We start from the raw sequence: 14,727 nt of genomic DNA, 5'->3' as shown, positions 1-14,727 counted from the left end.
CCTTATAAAACATAAGCTTTCGTTTTTTACGGTGTCACTTTAGACAATAATAGTTAATAATTTATAACGCAAGCTGTAGCAGGATAATAGAAAATAATATAAAGCTAAGGCCTTGCCAAAATCGAACCGGATCACGCTCAATTAAAGGGGCGCGAGTGCGTGCTAAAAAGCGTTTGTTGGGGTGGTGTAAATCATAAATAAACTCTGACAAAACTGGGTAGCGCTTTTCAGGTGAAATTTGTAAGGCTCTTTGAAGTGCGTGATCAATCCATAGAGGCAATTCTGAGTCTTCATTAATAATACTACGATAGGATAACCTGCGTTGTGCAGTGATGCTGGTTGCCTGTGAAATATCGCTCTTGTAGGGAAATTTTCCTGATAACATTTGATAGGTTATCACTGCGATAGAAAAGATATCAGAAGCCTGTGTTCCCCATTGACCTAGAAAGTACTCTGGAGCAGAGTAGCGCATAGTACCTTGCAGTACCTGCTCACTTTTAGCGTCACTGACTCCTGAAATATAAGCAGAGCCAAAATCAATGATCTTCACTGTATTATTATTGTCGATCATAATGTTATTGGGTCGTAAATCTTGATGGAGCATTTCTTGTCGGTGAAATGCTTGAACCCCTTTAACCACTTGTGAAATGATACTGCGTACCTGCTCTAAGGTCGGTTTAGGGTTATCGATTATCCACTGTTTAAGGGAAATTCCTTCGATGTACTCACTAACCAGATATAAAAAGTGACGTTGTCGGTTGGGGGATATTGCTTTAGCAACATTGACATTATCAATTCGTTTAGCGACCCATTCTTCCAGCATAAAGTGTTCAAGATATTGACTGTCGTTACGCATTTCAGTGGAAGGTGTTTTAATAACAACTTTTTGCCCTGTATCTAAGTCCTTTGCTAAAAATACATGACTACGGCTACTGATATATATTTCTCTAATGATTTCATAACCATCAAAAATCATTCTTGGGGTGAGCTTAGGTGGTAAAGGAAGCTGAGTCAGTTGATGCACTTCATCTAATTGATAATCAGGAACGTGCTCAATACGTACAATCTGTACACTTAAATTATCATCACTCCCAGACACTAAAGCCTGTTGTATGATGTCTTTGGTCGCTTCCTGTAAAGATTTACTGTTAGCAATAATCGTGCTGATTTCTGAGCTTTTTATGAATTCGTAAACGCCATCTGTGGCAAGAATAAAAATATCACCCACTTCAAAAGATTGACTTTGATAATCAATTTCTAATGATTGATCAATCCCTAATGCACGTGTTAAATAGCTAACATCCTTCGAGACGACACGGCGATGATCATCCGTTAATTGTTCTAACGTGCCATCTACTAAACGGTAAATACGTGTATCACCAGAATGAAACAGGTGAGCGGTGTTTGATTTTAAAATAAGTGCACTAAAAGTACATACATAACCTTTGTCTTTATTAAACCTATCAGGGCCATGTCGCCCTTGAGCAAATAACCAAGAGTTAATTGATTTAATGACTTTTTGTGCAGAGGTTTTAACAGACCAAGAATCGCTAGTACAATAATAATCCGATAGAAAACTTGATATGGCTGTTTGACTGGCAATGTGACTGACTTTACTTGAGCTAATACCGTCTGCCATGGCAATAGCGATGCCTTTGGTACTAAGTAATGGCTCCTTTGGAGTTGAGCTACCAATAAAATCTTGATTGGATTCTTTGATCCCTTTGTAGGTTTCACTTCCTATAGAGATACTAAGTGGCAGACTCATTCTTTAACTCCTTTAAAGTAAAAAGGCTCCGTAATATTCATCACGAAGCCTTACATCAAAAACTCAGAGGTTGTTAAACTAGATTATGCAAGTTTACGCTCTGGTGATGTTTTAACATGTGTGAAATAAAGTGGTAAACCTACCAGAAATAACCCACCTACTAAATTACCTAATACAGTAGGAATTTCATTCCATAATAAGTAATCGTAAACAGTGAACTCACCACCCATGATCATAGAAAATGGGAATAAAAACATATTAACAATTGAATGCTCAAAACCCATAAAGAAGAACAACATGATAGGCATCCACATTGCCAGCATTTTACCACCTGCTGAGCTTGAGATCATTGCACCAACAACACCCATTGATACCATCCAGTTACATAACATACCGCGGATAAAGATAGTGAACCAACCGCCTGCACCATGTTCTTGATAACCTAAAGTACGTGATTCACCAATAGTGCTCACTTTTGTCTGCGATAGCACCACCATCAGTTGCATAACCATAAGTTAAAATAAATGACATCATAAATGCCGTTGTTAATGCACCAGCAAAATTACCGATAAACACTAATCCCCAGTTACGCATTACACCAGAAAAAGTTACACCAGGACGTTTATCAAGCAGTGATAATGGTACTAAGGTAAATACACCTGTTAATAAGTCGAACTTCATTAGGTACAACATAATAAAGCCAACTGGGAATAGACAGGCACCTAAAATAGCACTGCCTGTTTTAGTTGCGACGGTGATCGCAAAGACAGTTGCTAATGCTAAAATAGCACCGGCCATAAATGCTCGGATAAGTGTATCTTTTGTTGACATGTAAATTTTTGATTCACCTGTATCAACCATTTTTGTAACAAATTCACTAGGTTCTATATACGACATAACATTCCTTAACAAGTTATTAACAATTCTTATTTGTTCTTAAGCAAAATAGATGCCAGTTTTTAAGTTATTGTTTTTGTGTTGTTTGTGGTGTTTTTTGTTATTTGTTTATGATTTTAATGTCCAAATTTATGCATAAAAATTCAAATTGCACCAATAAAGACCATTTAATTTTTATGGTTAATAGGTTTTGTGTGTAACAATTGTGCAACAAATAAATATAAGTGAAGTAGAGGCATTATCATAGTGCCAATACAGCTATGTGTTTTACTAAGTGTATTGGCACTATTTTTTAAATAACGGTACTGTATCGTTTTGCTTATCCAGAACTGAGGTTAAATAATACTTTGTTTTACTAGTAGTTGTGCCGTTTCCTGTTGGGCATGTACAAATGATTGTATATTTAGATCTGATAATTCATCCCGTTCTTCACTGGTATTTACTTTTACCACTAGCTTGGCGTTTGGGAAGTAATTTAATACTGCTTGGCAAATAATTTTCTTCGTCCTAAGGGTATTGACAGTAATAATAATGCTCGCTGTCTGTTCGACTTTTAGCGATTCTAAAACGGGTAGTTTATCGAGGTGTCCAAAATATGCTTTATACCCTGATTTTCGTGCCTTTAAAACATGTTGTAAATTGTCTGAGATAATAACAAAAGTGACTTTCTTTCTTTGTAATTCATCAGCTGTCATTTGACCTAAAGTGGCAAAGCCACAAACAATGGTATGGTTGGTAGCTGTGATTGGTGTAATTTTATCTGATTCATAAAATTCGATAACAAAGAATGAGGCCAGTTTATAAATTTTATTAAGCATAAATGGTGTGATTATCATAGACAACACTGTCACTAATATAAGAAAGCTACCTAATTCATTAGTAATCACATTTTGGCTAATCGCTAGTGAGAAAATGGCAAAGGAAAACTCTCCAATTTGACAAAGTGAAATGGCCGATTTAATCGCATCACTCTTACTGGATTTTTTTCTGATCAACATAAAAATGATTAATGCTTTAATCAACATGGTAATAACTAATACTGCAAACACAATATGTAGATGAGTAATAAAATGAAACATGTCTATTTTAGTGCCAATAGAAAAGAAAAAGCACCTAATAACAAGTCTTTATAGGATGCAATATCGGATTCGACTTTAACATGAAAGGTGGTTTCAGCAATGATCATTCCTGCTATAAAAGCGCCTAAGGAATAGGTGAACCCCATTTCATGAGCTAATAATGATGTGCCCACCACAATGCTTAAAACTGATGCTAAAAAAACCTCCTCAAGCTTTACGTTGCTTGAGAAATGCAGAAGCCATTCAATTAATTTTTTACCTAATGTAAACATAAATAAAATGATAGCTGTGGCTGATAAAGCCGTTTTTAATAGAATATCGCTCACAGACAAATCATCGTAGGATAAAAAGCTAATCAGTAATAAAATTGGAATAACGGCTAAATCTTGGAAAATTAATATTGCTACGGATTTTTGGCCATAGGGGGTGAGGATATCTTTAGAAGTTTTTAAGTAAGTTAAGACAATTGCTGTGGATGATAAGCTAAAGGCAAGTGCGATGACGATTGAAGGCGTGCTATCAATATTGAAAATATAATAAGCAATTACAAAAATGATAGCCGAGCTGAGCACTACTTGTACAAAGCCGTTAAACAGAATGATTTCTTTCATTTTTGATAGTTTAGAAAAGGACATTTCTAGGCCGACGGTAAACATCAGGAAAACAATCCCAAACTCTCCGATTAGCTCTAGTGCATTAAGATCATCATGGCCGTTAAAATCAAACATATTACTGATAATGACACCCGTTATGATGTAACCAATAATATGGGATACGCCGATTTTTTTAAGCAAGATATTGAGAACACTTGCGATGGCTAGAGAAATGAAAATGACAATTAAAATTGATTCCATATTTTTTCCTTAAGAGTTTAATTATTAAAAAACTATTGGAATACGTTGTTTTCTATTCAATAAAGGCTTTTTAAACAAATAATTAAAATCATAAATTAAAAACATGAAATTTACATGCCATAAAATTACTTATTTAAAATTATATAGTTAAAAATTTTATTGACAGTTTTGTGATGGTTTTGCACCAAAAAAAGGCAGGACTATGCCTAAATTTGGGCGAAAGGGTTTTCTGCAATTAAAAAAATAAAAAGACAAAGAATGAATTTATGGCTGGTTTCAATGTCTATTTTAATTCACTTATTTTGATGCGCTGATTTGAAGATGTGTTTGTATTTGTGCTTGCATAAAGTCTGCAATCCAAGGTTGCGCCACTGCTTGAGGGTGTAAGCCGTCTTTCATCATCCACTCTGGTTTAACAATTACTTCTTCTAAAAAGAAATCAAGCACGGGAACATCAAAGCTTTCACCTAGATTGGGATAAATATCCGTAAATAATTGGTTATAGCGTTTTCCGTAATTTGGGGTATCTTGATCTGCATCAATAATACTTGAACAGATTTTGACTGGCTAAGCGTGATCATCTGCGTTAAGTTATCGCTAATGATATTAGTTGAAAAACCACGTAAGCCATCATTTGCACCTAAAGCAATTAATAAATAATCAGGGTTGTGTTGCGCTAATAGGTTAGGGAGTCGCTCTAGCCCGTTTCCCGTAGTATCACCAGAAATGCTGGCGTTAATTACGGTGACAGGCAGATTATCCTGTTGATATTTTTGATTTAACAACACAGGCCAGCTTTGTTCAATTGGCATGTTGTAGCCAGCACTTAAGCTGTCTCCCACAATTAATAAGTTTTTACTGATCGCAACGCTACTTGATATCGTAATAAATACGGTAAATATAAATGTAAATATAAAGGAAAAGAATTTAGTCATGTCTGAGCCTATTTTAAAAGTAAAATCACTGTCTAAATCGATTACCGCTCACGGTAACAAGTTATCTATTCTAAGTGATATTTCATTACAAGTCAGCAAAGCTGAAACCGTGGCAATTATTGGTACCTCTGGCGCGGGAAAATCAACATTGATGACGCTGTTAGCTGGATTAGATGTACCAACTTCTGGGGAGATTGAATTATTAGGCCAACCCCTAAGCAAATTAGATGATGAAGCGAGAGCGCGACTACGTGGTGAGTCGATTGGATTTGTTTTCCAAAGCTTTCTATTGATCCCCTCTCTCAACGCCATTGAAAATGTCACTCTTCCCACCGTCCTTCGGGGAGAGGGTGAAAATCAAACTAAAGCCAAAGCATTATTAAAATCAGTAGGGCTGGCGGGTAGAGAGTTGCATTTACCAACGCAATTATCAGGTGGTGAGCTAGCGACGAGTTGCTTTAGCACGCGCCTTTATGAGTGAACCGAAAATATTATTTGCCGATGAACCAACGGGCAATTTAGATAAAACCACGGCAACAAATATTATTGAGCTTTTGTTTGCCATGAATAGAGATAGTGATACAACATTAATTTTGGTTACCCATGATGAGCAGTTAGCGGCTCGTTGTTCGCGTATTTTACGTATCGATGACGGAAAAATTATAGAAGAGGTCACTCAAGCTGAGCAAAAACAGAATAATACAATAGCGGAGGTTAAGTAACACATGAACGAATCAACCTCTGTTAATCCATCTCAGGCTAAGTCTCCTCTTTTATTGAGGTGGAGTTGGCGAGAAATATATTCCGCGCAATTATGGCCTGTGGTCGCAGCTTTAGTATTGATTGTCGCGTGTGTGGTTGCGCTCTCTGCATTAGCCATGCGTGTTGAAAAAGTCATGACAGCAGAAGGTCGTTCCATGCTTGGTGCTGACTTAGTACAACGCAGTAATAATCCTATTAATCCTTTAATTATTGAAAAAGCAGATCAGCTTGAATTGCCTCAATCTGATCAGGTCAGCTTTAGAACCATGAGTTTTAGTGATACTTCTATGTATCTCATTAGTGTTAAAGCGGTTGATAGCCTTTACCCTTTACGTGGAGAATTACGTTTAAGAACAAAACAAAATACTATTAATTCACATGTATTGCCGGGAGAATTATGGGTATCTGAACGAATACTTGGATTATTAGAGGTAGATATTGGCGATCAAGTTGCTATTGGTGATGCTGAGTTAGTTGTATCGGGTATTATTGATGCTGATCCAGAATTGGTTTTTAATCCCTTTGATAGTATTCCTAATGTATTTATTCATGTGTCAGATATTGAAAAAACAGGGGCATTACAACTCGGTAGTCGTGTTCGTTATAAACGTTTTTTTAACGGCACTGAAAACCAATTAAATGACTTGCAGAATAGTGTAGAGCTTCAACCGGGGAGAGGTGGAGAAGCGATGAGGATGAAAATAATCGTGGCGGTTTTGTTGATAAAGCCAAACAATATCTATCCTTAACCATATTAATGGTTATTGTTATGGCCAGTTTGACCTTGATAATGACCTGTTCTCATTATGTTTCTGGTCGCGCTCAAACCATTGCCATGTTGAAAAGTTTAGGAGCGAGTCGAGTTTGGTTAAAACGTTGGTTAATTTTACAAGTCAGTCTTTTGTTAGTAATTGCTCTAGCCGTTGGTTCCTTATTAGGCATTGTTATTGAAGCTTTACTTCGCTTACCTTTAACGGATGTTTTACCGGAAACTTTACCTAGTTATGGCTCTGCACCTTTTTTATTGGAGGAGCTGTTGCTATTTTGGTGGCCATTCCGGCATTAGGAATTCCACTAAAACAGCTATTGGATACACCTGCGATCAATGTTTTACAACAAACAAAAAGCATCACCAAACCAGCTTGGTGGTTAGTATTATTTCCATTAGTAGCATTTGTTTATTATTACCTTGATGCGCCGATGGTGTGGTTAGTTTTATTGGGTTTGATCGGGCTATTTTTAATTCTGGCGTTGATAAGTTACGGGTTTATCATTTTAGTAGGGCACTTTAAATGGGGAGCATCTATGTCCCTAGCGATCAGCCGTTTAAAACGAAGCCCTAAACAAAGTTTAATGCAACTTGTCGCTTTGTCTGGGTCTTTAATGTTGATTGCAGTTATTTGGTTACTAAGAGCCGACCTGGTTGGCGATTGGCAAGAAGCAGTGCCTGACAATGCGCCGAATGTGTTTGCAATTAATATTAATAGCAACGAACTTGATACTTATTTAAGCCATTTTGATCTGCGCAATATTGAACGCTCCGAGGCTTTTTCTGTTTCTCGTGGACGTTTGAGTTTTATCAATGGTGTTGATGTTTATCGGGCTGAAGAGTATCAAGATAACCCTGCAAATATTCTCAGACGGGAGGTGAATTTCACCTGGGGAGAAACGATACCTGAATACAATAAAGTCATTGAAGGGCAGTGGAGCGACTCCCAAGGTGTTTCTGTTGAGCAAAAGGTGGCTAGAGAATTAAGGTTAAACATTGGTGATGAGTTAACCTTCACGATTAATAGCATACAAGTTAAAGCAACAGTAAATAGTATTCGTGAAGTGTATTGGCAGTCTATGAAGCCTAATTTTGTATTTATTTTTACCCCGGATGTTTTAAAAGATTTACCTGCAACCTGGATGATGAGTGCAAAATTAGAAGAAAAAGATAATGATTTATTGAATCAATTGTCTCGTGAATATCCGACTATTAGTCTACTCGATTTTAGGGTGCTAGGAAGCAAGTTACAGGCGATGCTTGCACAGGTCTCTTTATCCTTGACCGTTCTTTGTCGCTATTGCCGTATTTAGTGGGCTATTATTAATGTTTACCCTACTAAGATTGAGCCTAAAACAACGTCAAAGTGAAGTGATGTTATATCGTACTTTAGGAGCGACCAAACAACGCATAAGTCGCACTTTATGGTCTGAATATGGTTTGCTGGCTGTTGTTGCTGGGCTGGTGGCTACTATTGGTGCTGAGGCATTGGTTTATAATCTTATGCAGTGGGGATTTAAGTTGGTGCCTTCTTTACATGTTTCTTTGTGGGCAACACTACCTATTATCGCATTATTAATTGTGCTCGGTAGTTTACACAGTTTGTTTAAACAATTATTGAAACCACTTTAATTCTAGTAAAACCTTGTGATAAGCCCTTATCACAAGGTTTTTAGGTTTAATGCGAGGCTTAGTGAACAGTAAAACGGTTAATATCTTTGGCTAGTTTTTGAGAACAACTTCCCACTAAACCGGAAATTTGTTGGACTTTGTCAGAAAGAATTTTGCTCTGCGAATTTTTATCATTGAGATTAACGATATTATTATTAATTTCTTCTGAAACATTACTCTGTTGCTCGGTTGCCACGGCTATTTGAGAGGTCAAGTCATTAACCTGGCGGCTTGAGGTTTGAATACCAATAAACATTTCTTTTGTTTTCTCAACAGATTCTACGTTTTGTCGCACTTTTTCTGCACCTTCTTGAATTGAAGTGACTGCATTTTTTACTCCGACCTGTAGTTTATTAATCATTTGTTGAATTTCTTCTGTTGAATGCTGAGTTTTACTTGCCAATGAACGAACTTCATCCGCTACAACTGCAAATCCTCGGCCTTGTTCTCCTGCTCTTGTCGCTTCTATGGTCGCATTTAATGCTAATAAATTAGTTTGTTCTGCAATACTGCGTATAACATCAAGCACGGTTGCAATGTTATCAGAGTCTTCACTGAGGTTTTCAATCACAGTTTTTGCATTTTGAATTGAATGGGATAAGTCTTTTACTTGAAGCTCAGAATGATCGATAACTTGCATACCTTGCTCTGTTAAAAGATCCGTTTCACCAGTCGCATTAGTTGCATTCTGTACATTACTTGCAACCTCTCGAATCGAAACGCTAAATTCATTAACTGCGGTTGCAATCATTTCGATATTATCGCTTTGAAATTGATTGAGTTCTTGGCTACTTTGATAGGTTGAATCTAGAATCTACTGCATTGTGATTAAGTTCATCACTACTTTCACGTAGTTCTTTTATGAGGCCCTGTAATTGGGCAATAAAGTCATCAAATGTATTAGCGAGTTGTCCAAGTTCATCTGTTCTTGTTGAAGAAATACGTTGTGTAAGGTCTCCATCGCCTTCACTAATTTCTTTTATTCTATTGTTCAACCCACGGATGCCATCTACTTGCATTTTAGGAACAAAGTAGGTTAATGCAATAATTAGAATGACAACTAAGCATAAAAAGATGGTTAATGCTTTATTGGTTTTTTGAGTTTCTGCATGGAGTAATTCATCTTCTGTTACCGCTAGTTGGTTAACTGCTTCTCCAGCAATATCATAAAGATCTCTTAGTTTGGAAAATTGGCTAGCGCTATCAGAATGAATTAATTGGTAAGCCTCATCTTTTTTATTATTATCAACCAATACTAATACTTGATCTGCTACTTTTTTCCAGCTCTTAAATTGTCCATCAAACTGAGTAAGTTTAGCACTAATATCGGGGTAATCTGATAGGGTGGAAAGGTATACCTTCATTCGATCAAATGCTTGTTGAGCATTTTCTTCGTAATCATTTTTTTGCTCAGCTGAAGCTGTTTCAATATAGATAAGTTGTGCTACATAAGCCTGATATAAATCTCTATCTGCATTGAGAATCGCAGACTGAGAGGGCATAAATTTTGTCCCTAAATTGGTGATTCCGGTGTTTAGATTATTAGTTAAATTACCATATACTAAGAACATTATTATTAAACATAAAGACACTAGCCCCATTGCAAGAGAAAGTTTTGCTCTGATGCTTTTTTTATCACATTAATCATTTCAGCTTTTCCTTAAACATTAGTTATTAAAAATAAGAATAGGCAAGAAATGAGGAAAGTATAGGAGATAGAAAAAAAAGCGTTTTTAAGTTACTAAAATGTTAATGGAATTCACATTAAATGTATTTAAATAAATACTCTGAATTGAGTTTTTGGTGAGGCGAAAAAATTAGATGCTTATTAATTATTAATAAGCATCTAATTATCACTTTTCTAAAGGTAACCAATCTACTTTTACCCCTGATTGATTAAACATTTCTTCGCTAAGTTGAATTTTATCGCCCCAGCGAGATAAAAAATCTTCACTTTGTTCTGTGCAATGCACCACGCTAATACCAGTTTGAATAATTTTCGTCGCACAGTTAGGACAGGGAAAATGTGTTACCCAAATCTCACAACCTTTTAAATCGCGCTTTGCATAAAGAATAGCATTCTCTTCTGCGTGTAATGTTTTTAGTAATTTTAATTCTCTGTTATCGGTGATCGCGCTGTCTGAAATACCGTGCGGATAACCATTAAAACCTAAAGAAACAATACGGTTATGCTCAGTAATGACGGCACCAACTTGTGTTGAAGGGTCTTTACTCCAAGATGCTACTAATTCAGCCATTTGCAGAAATCTTTCCGCCCATTTAGTCATTTTAATCATCCTTTTATATTGTTATTAGCGTCGCTATCTTACAGCTACATTGGCCCTTTTAACAAATAATTTACGTTACGGTTTAAACAGTGAATATAGCGCGATAAAAAGTAATCGTTACATGTTATTTTCAGAATGTTATTATTACCTTTCAAACATTATTTCTGAGCTGGTTATGTTGCATCAAAAAGCCTTTTATTTACAAGAAATGGGGATCACTCATTGGCAGGTTCGTAAACCCGCATTATTTGCTCAGGGTAGTGGTTTTCCATTGCTTGATTTGAGTGATTGTCATTTGTTATTTGTTGCTACACAAGAGGAATTTGAACACCCTTTAACCATCGCAATTTTAAAAGCCTTCAATATTAAAAAAGCCATGTTTGTTGCTGTAGTTTAGAACAGTTTGAAAACCAACAGGGTAATCTTCCCGATATTATTTGGTCAACACTTGGAAAAATAAAACAAATGAGTGGGCATCATCTATTAACCTCTCCACCAATTGCAAGCATTGATGCATCAACCAAAAGCTAAAAAACAACTCTGGGAACAATTTTGTGCACTGTGAAGTATCATTATTAAACATTCAACCTATGGGATTGGCTGATATAAACGCGGTGACGCAAATAGAAGCAAAATCACATACTCATCCTTGGTCTGAAAAGGTCTTTTTAAGTAACTTTGGAAAACGATATTTTAATCATTTAATTATGCTAAATGATGAGGTGATTGGTTACTTCGTAGCTAGCTCTGTGGCGGGTGAAGTAACCTTGATGAATATTGCAATTTCACCAGAATATCAAGGGCAGGGTATTGGACGTGTATTATTACAGTATTTATTAGACTATAGCCGTGAAAACAATGAACAAGAAATTTGGTTGGAGGTGCGTGCTTCGAACCAAAATGCGATTCATCTTTACCAAGGCTTAGGTTTTGTAGAAGTAGACATTCGCAAGGACTATTACCCAAGTGAAACGGGTCGCGAAGATGCCCTTGTTATGTGTTGTTACTTATAAATAGCTATGTGTTGTTACTTATAAAAAAGCATATTAATCCAATTCAGGAAAAAAATGATTTCTAAAAATCAGTTAAAACTTATTAGATCTCTTGAATCTAAAAAACATCGCAAAAATAATAACTTGTTTTTAGTTCAGGGTGAGAAAAATGTGTTGGAGTTGTTTAATAGCCCTTTCACTATTAAACACTTGTTTGCTACAACAAACTTTATCAATAAAAACAGTGCATTATTAACAGCGCATAATGTTATTGGTAAAACACTGGAAGCGAGTGAAGATGAATTAAAAAAAGCGGGTACTTTACTCTCTAATAATAGCGCCTTAGCAATAGTGGAATGTATCGAAGGAAAACTTCCTGAAATACAAGAAAATGAGCTTATTTTAGTATTAGATCAAGTGGGAGATCCTGGTAATTTAGGAACGATCCTACGTGTTGCTGATTGGTATGGAATTAACAATGTTGTTTGTAGTACTGATTGTGCTGATTTTTATAATCCAAAGGTAATCGGCGCAACTATGGGATCTTTTGCGCGTGTTAATGTTGCGCATGCCGACTTAAATACTTATTTAAACGCTCAAACAAAGCCAATTTATGGCGCCTTTTTAGAGGGCAATAATATCCATAAAACAACTTTAGCTAATAGTGCTTTTATTGTCATGGGCAGTGAGTCTCACGGTATTTCAGAGCCTATTGAAAAGTTGATATCCGATAAAATTACCATTCCTAATTTTGGTCAAGCGGAATCATTAAATGTCGCTATGGCAACGGGCATTATTTTAGACAATTTTAAACGCTGAGCTAAACGCTAGATACAAAAGTTAAAGTGCTTTGACATGCGCGACAACGATATTCAGCACCCTGTTGTACTTTATTGTGTCGCCTAATGGTCAGTTGGTGTGTTGTACAGGCGCATTGATAAGTAAATAGCTTGCCAACGACGTCTTTAATATCAAGTTGATGTGTGGTTAGAGCAGGGCGTTTGAAGACTTCTTGCATGACATATTGCCACTCTTTGCCGTGCGGGCGGACCTTACCATATAACTGAAAGGTAATAAGATGTGCGACTTCGTGAGGAATCACCTGTTGAAAAAATTCTTGTTTATTATTTTTAAATAAAACTGGATTTATTTTTATTAAATTACGCTGTAAGTGTGCAGTGCCCGCGACCTTACCTCTTTGATTAAATAAATAAGTTGGACGCTCAAAAGCACGATCAAAAAAGCACTCAGCTTCAATGAAAAATTCTTCACCTTGAAGCTCAAGTGCTTTTTTATCTTCTGCTGTTAGCATCATTAATATTTAATACGCAATAGAGTTAAGCCATTTGATTTGAGAACCAACAAGAAAGCGCTGAGCTCAGCAAGCTAAGTGAGCACTTTCGATGCTGAAATTGAATCTAATGGCGAGGATCTATAAGTATTACCTTAGAATGCATCAGCTTTTAATGCTTCAACTTTATCTAACGCTTCCCAAGGAAACTGTTCACGACCAAAGTGACCGTATGCGGCTGTTTCTTGATAGATAGGTTTGATCAGATCTAACATTTCAATTAAGCCGTATGGGCGTAAATCGAAGTGTTTGCCAACTAAGCTGACGATTAAATCTTTTGCTACTTTTTCAGTACCAAATGTTTCAACGCTGATTGAAGTTGGCTCCGCAACACCAATTGCGTAAGAAACTTGAATTTCACAACGATCTGCTAATCCTCGTTGCTACAATATTTTTAGCAACGTAACGTGCGGCGTAAGCGACACTACGGTCAACTTTTGATGGATCTTTACCAGAGAATGCACCACCACCATGGCGTGCAGTACCACCGTATGTATCAACAATGATTTTACGTCCTGTTAGACCACAGTCGCCTACTGGCCCACCAATAACAAAACGACCCGTTGGATTAATATGGAACTTAGTACGCTCCGTCAATAATTCTGCAGGTAATACTGGCTTGATGATTTCTTCCATTACCGCTTCAACAAGTTCTTTCTGTTGAATATCTTCAGAATGTTGTGTTGATAGTACAACCGCATCAATACCAACAATAACACCATTTTCATAGGCAAAAGTCACTTGGCTTTTTGCATCAGGACGTAACCATTCAAGCTGACCACTTTTACGTACTTCTGCTTGTTTTTTAACAAGACGATGTGCATAAGTTACAGGAGCAGGCATAAATACTTCAGTTTCATTGGTTGCATAACCAAACATTAAACCTTGGTCTCCAGCGCCTTGTTCACGAGGGTCGCTACGATCAACACCTTGGTTGATATCTGGAGATTGTTTACCAACTACATTTAAAACTGCGCAAGAGTCTGCATCAAAACCCATTTCTGAACTGGTATAACCGATATCACGTACAGTATCACGTGTGATTTCTTCGATATCAACCCAAGCATCAGTCGTGATTTCACCACCGACCATTACCATGCCTGTTTTAACATAGGTTTCACAAGCAACACGTGCTTTTTTATCTTGTTTTAAAATGGCATCAAGCACGGCATCAGAAATTTGATCGGCTATTTTATCTGGATGACCTTCAGAAACTGATTCTGAAGTAAATAAGTCACGAGACATGTGGACTCCTAAAAAAATGAATAATATTTTAGATGTTTTTACATCTAGACGTCTATCTTACCTTTTTTTCATGAAAGCCACTTTAATTTTGTCTGCACATACGCTAATTTTAGTAA

General features: G+C 36.6%; 15 protein-coding genes and 4 pseudogenes. 9 read left to right on the top strand and 10 right to left on the bottom strand.

The window, feature by feature from the left end; translation table 11 throughout:
• Positions 1–61: 61 nt before the first annotated feature.
• The 5 genes and pseudogenes from ACLKMH_RS23315 to ACLKMH_RS23295 all read right to left on the bottom strand — a co-directional run bounded on the left by ACLKMH_RS23315 (position 62) and on the right by ACLKMH_RS23295 (position 5,533).
• Positions 62–1,768, bottom strand: coding sequence for a protein kinase domain-containing protein (locus ACLKMH_RS23315; protein WP_413700150.1), 1,707 nt, complete (start codon positions 1,766–1,768; stop codon positions 62–64).
• 83 nt (positions 1,769–1,851) lie between these two features.
• Positions 1,852–2,665 (bottom strand): annotated as a pseudogene (locus ACLKMH_RS23310) (formate/nitrite transporter family protein).
• Positions 2,666–3,000: 335 nt separating this feature from the next.
• Positions 3,001–4,598: pseudogene (locus ACLKMH_RS23305) on the bottom strand (cation:proton antiporter).
• 297 nt (positions 4,599–4,895) lie between these two features.
• Positions 4,896–5,081: a hypothetical protein gene (locus tag ACLKMH_RS23300; RefSeq protein WP_413702454.1), complete on the bottom strand. Its 186-nt coding sequence runs from the start codon at positions 5,079–5,081 to the stop codon at positions 4,896–4,898.
• Positions 5,066–5,533, bottom strand: a complete 468-nt coding sequence (locus ACLKMH_RS23295; protein ID WP_413700149.1) for a GDSL-type esterase/lipase family protein — start codon at positions 5,531–5,533, stop codon at positions 5,066–5,068. The genes ACLKMH_RS23300 and ACLKMH_RS23295 overlap by 16 nt, the downstream gene beginning before the upstream one ends.
• A 106-nt stretch (positions 5,534–5,639) precedes the next feature.
• On the opposite strand from ACLKMH_RS23295, the pseudogene ACLKMH_RS23290 reads away from it, so the two are divergent.
• From ACLKMH_RS23290 to ACLKMH_RS23265, 6 genes and pseudogenes are all read left to right on the top strand, one after another.
• Positions 5,640–6,014 (top strand): annotated as a pseudogene (locus tag ACLKMH_RS23290) (ATP-binding cassette domain-containing protein); the annotation flags it as partial.
• Positions 6,007–6,255: a hypothetical protein gene (locus ACLKMH_RS23285; RefSeq protein WP_413700148.1), complete on the top strand. Its 249-nt coding sequence runs from the start codon at positions 6,007–6,009 to the stop codon at positions 6,253–6,255. The pseudogene ACLKMH_RS23290 and the gene ACLKMH_RS23285, both read left to right, overlap by 8 nt.
• A gap of 3 nt (positions 6,256–6,258) precedes the next feature.
• Complete coding sequence (locus ACLKMH_RS23280; protein WP_413700147.1) at positions 6,259–7,044, top strand: ABC transporter permease; 786 nt, start codon at positions 6,259–6,261, stop codon at positions 7,042–7,044.
• Positions 7,045–7,064: 20 nt separating this feature from the next.
• Positions 7,065–7,361: an FtsX-like permease family protein gene (locus ACLKMH_RS23275; protein ID WP_413700146.1), complete on the top strand. Its 297-nt coding sequence runs from the start codon at positions 7,065–7,067 to the stop codon at positions 7,359–7,361.
• The gene (locus tag ACLKMH_RS23270) at positions 7,343–8,377 is read left to right on the top strand and encodes an ABC transporter permease (protein ID WP_413700145.1); all 1,035 of its coding nucleotides are present in this window, start codon (positions 7,343–7,345) and stop codon (positions 8,375–8,377) included. The genes ACLKMH_RS23275 and ACLKMH_RS23270 overlap by 19 nt, the downstream gene beginning before the upstream one ends.
• A gap of 13 nt (positions 8,378–8,390) precedes the next feature.
• Positions 8,391–8,696 (top strand): FtsX-like permease family protein, encoded by a 306-nt coding sequence (locus ACLKMH_RS23265; RefSeq protein WP_413700144.1) that lies wholly within the window; start codon positions 8,391–8,393, stop codon positions 8,694–8,696.
• A gap of 58 nt (positions 8,697–8,754) precedes the next feature.
• On the opposite strand, the gene ACLKMH_RS23260 is transcribed toward ACLKMH_RS23265, so the two are convergent.
• From ACLKMH_RS23260 to ACLKMH_RS23250, 3 genes are all read right to left on the bottom strand, one after another.
• Positions 8,755–9,486: a methyl-accepting chemotaxis protein gene (locus tag ACLKMH_RS23260; protein WP_413700143.1), complete on the bottom strand. Its 732-nt coding sequence runs from the start codon at positions 9,484–9,486 to the stop codon at positions 8,755–8,757.
• A gap of 37 nt (positions 9,487–9,523) precedes the next feature.
• The gene (locus tag ACLKMH_RS23255) at positions 9,524–10,360 is read right to left on the bottom strand and encodes an MCP four helix bundle domain-containing protein (protein WP_413702453.1); all 837 of its coding nucleotides are present in this window, start codon (positions 10,358–10,360) and stop codon (positions 9,524–9,526) included.
• Positions 10,361–10,588: 228 nt separating this feature from the next.
• The gene (locus ACLKMH_RS23250) at positions 10,589–11,023 is read right to left on the bottom strand and encodes a deoxycytidylate deaminase (RefSeq protein WP_413700142.1); all 435 of its coding nucleotides are present in this window, start codon (positions 11,021–11,023) and stop codon (positions 10,589–10,591) included.
• Between the two features lie 49 nt (positions 11,024–11,072).
• Between ACLKMH_RS23250 and ACLKMH_RS23245 the strand changes: the two genes are divergently transcribed.
• The 3 genes from ACLKMH_RS23245 (at position 11,073) to ACLKMH_RS23235 (ending at position 12,834) form a co-directional block, all read left to right on the top strand.
• Positions 11,073–11,420 (top strand): DNA polymerase III subunit psi, encoded by a 348-nt coding sequence (locus ACLKMH_RS23245; RefSeq protein WP_413700141.1) that lies wholly within the window; start codon positions 11,073–11,075, stop codon positions 11,418–11,420.
• 157 nt (positions 11,421–11,577) lie between these two features.
• Entirely contained in the window at positions 11,578–12,036 is a 459-nt protein-coding gene (gene rimI / locus ACLKMH_RS23240; protein WP_413700140.1) for a ribosomal protein S18-alanine N-acetyltransferase, read from the top strand.
• 54 nt (positions 12,037–12,090) lie between these two features.
• Positions 12,091–12,834: a TrmH family RNA methyltransferase gene (locus ACLKMH_RS23235; protein ID WP_413700139.1), complete on the top strand. Its 744-nt coding sequence runs from the start codon at positions 12,091–12,093 to the stop codon at positions 12,832–12,834.
• 1 nt (position 12,835) lies between these two features.
• Here the strand turns inward: ACLKMH_RS23235 and ACLKMH_RS23230 are convergent, their stop codons facing one another.
• Positions 12,836–13,330: a SprT family zinc-dependent metalloprotease gene (locus ACLKMH_RS23230; RefSeq protein ID WP_413700138.1), complete on the bottom strand. Its 495-nt coding sequence runs from the start codon at positions 13,328–13,330 to the stop codon at positions 12,836–12,838.
• Between the two features lie 131 nt (positions 13,331–13,461).
• Positions 13,462–14,611: pseudogene (gene metK / locus ACLKMH_RS23225) on the bottom strand (methionine adenosyltransferase).
• Between the last annotated feature and the right edge of the window lie 116 nt (positions 14,612–14,727).

Source organism: Psychromonas sp. KJ10-10 (assembly GCF_047323245.1).
In the GTDB taxonomy this organism is placed as follows: domain Bacteria; phylum Pseudomonadota; class Gammaproteobacteria; order Enterobacterales; family Psychromonadaceae; genus Psychromonas.
The sequence above is the reverse complement of the archived record's forward strand: the minus strand, read 5'-3'. Positions and strand labels throughout refer to the sequence as shown.

Excerpts from the sequence above, each read along its gene's own strand:
- ACLKMH_RS23285 (WP_413700148.1), top strand. The coding sequence starts at position 6,007 with ATGAGTGAACCGAAAATATTATTTGCCGATGAACCAACGGGCAATTTA.
- ACLKMH_RS23315 (WP_413700150.1), bottom strand. The coding sequence starts at position 1,768 with ATGAGTCTGCCACTTAGTATCTCTATAGGAAGTGAAACCTACAAAGGG.
- ACLKMH_RS23235 (WP_413700139.1), top strand. The coding sequence starts at position 12,091 with ATGATTTCTAAAAATCAGTTAAAACTTATTAGATCTCTTGAATCTAAA.
- ACLKMH_RS23230 (WP_413700138.1), bottom strand. The coding sequence starts at position 13,330 with ATGATGCTAACAGCAGAAGATAAAAAAGCACTTGAGCTTCAAGGTGAA.
- ACLKMH_RS23265 (WP_413700144.1), top strand. The coding sequence starts at position 8,391 with ATGTTTACCCTACTAAGATTGAGCCTAAAACAACGTCAAAGTGAAGTG.
- ACLKMH_RS23295 (WP_413700149.1), bottom strand. The coding sequence starts at position 5,533 with ATGACTAAATTCTTTTCCTTTATATTTACATTTATATTTACCGTATTT.
- ACLKMH_RS23250 (WP_413700142.1), bottom strand. The coding sequence starts at position 11,023 with ATGACTAAATGGGCGGAAAGATTTCTGCAAATGGCTGAATTAGTAGCA.
- ACLKMH_RS23275 (WP_413700146.1), top strand. The coding sequence starts at position 7,065 with ATGGCCAGTTTGACCTTGATAATGACCTGTTCTCATTATGTTTCTGGT.
- ACLKMH_RS23260 (WP_413700143.1), bottom strand. The coding sequence starts at position 9,486 with ATGATTGCAACCGCAGTTAATGAATTTAGCGTTTCGATTCGAGAGGTT.
- ACLKMH_RS23280 (WP_413700147.1), top strand. The coding sequence starts at position 6,259 with ATGAACGAATCAACCTCTGTTAATCCATCTCAGGCTAAGTCTCCTCTT.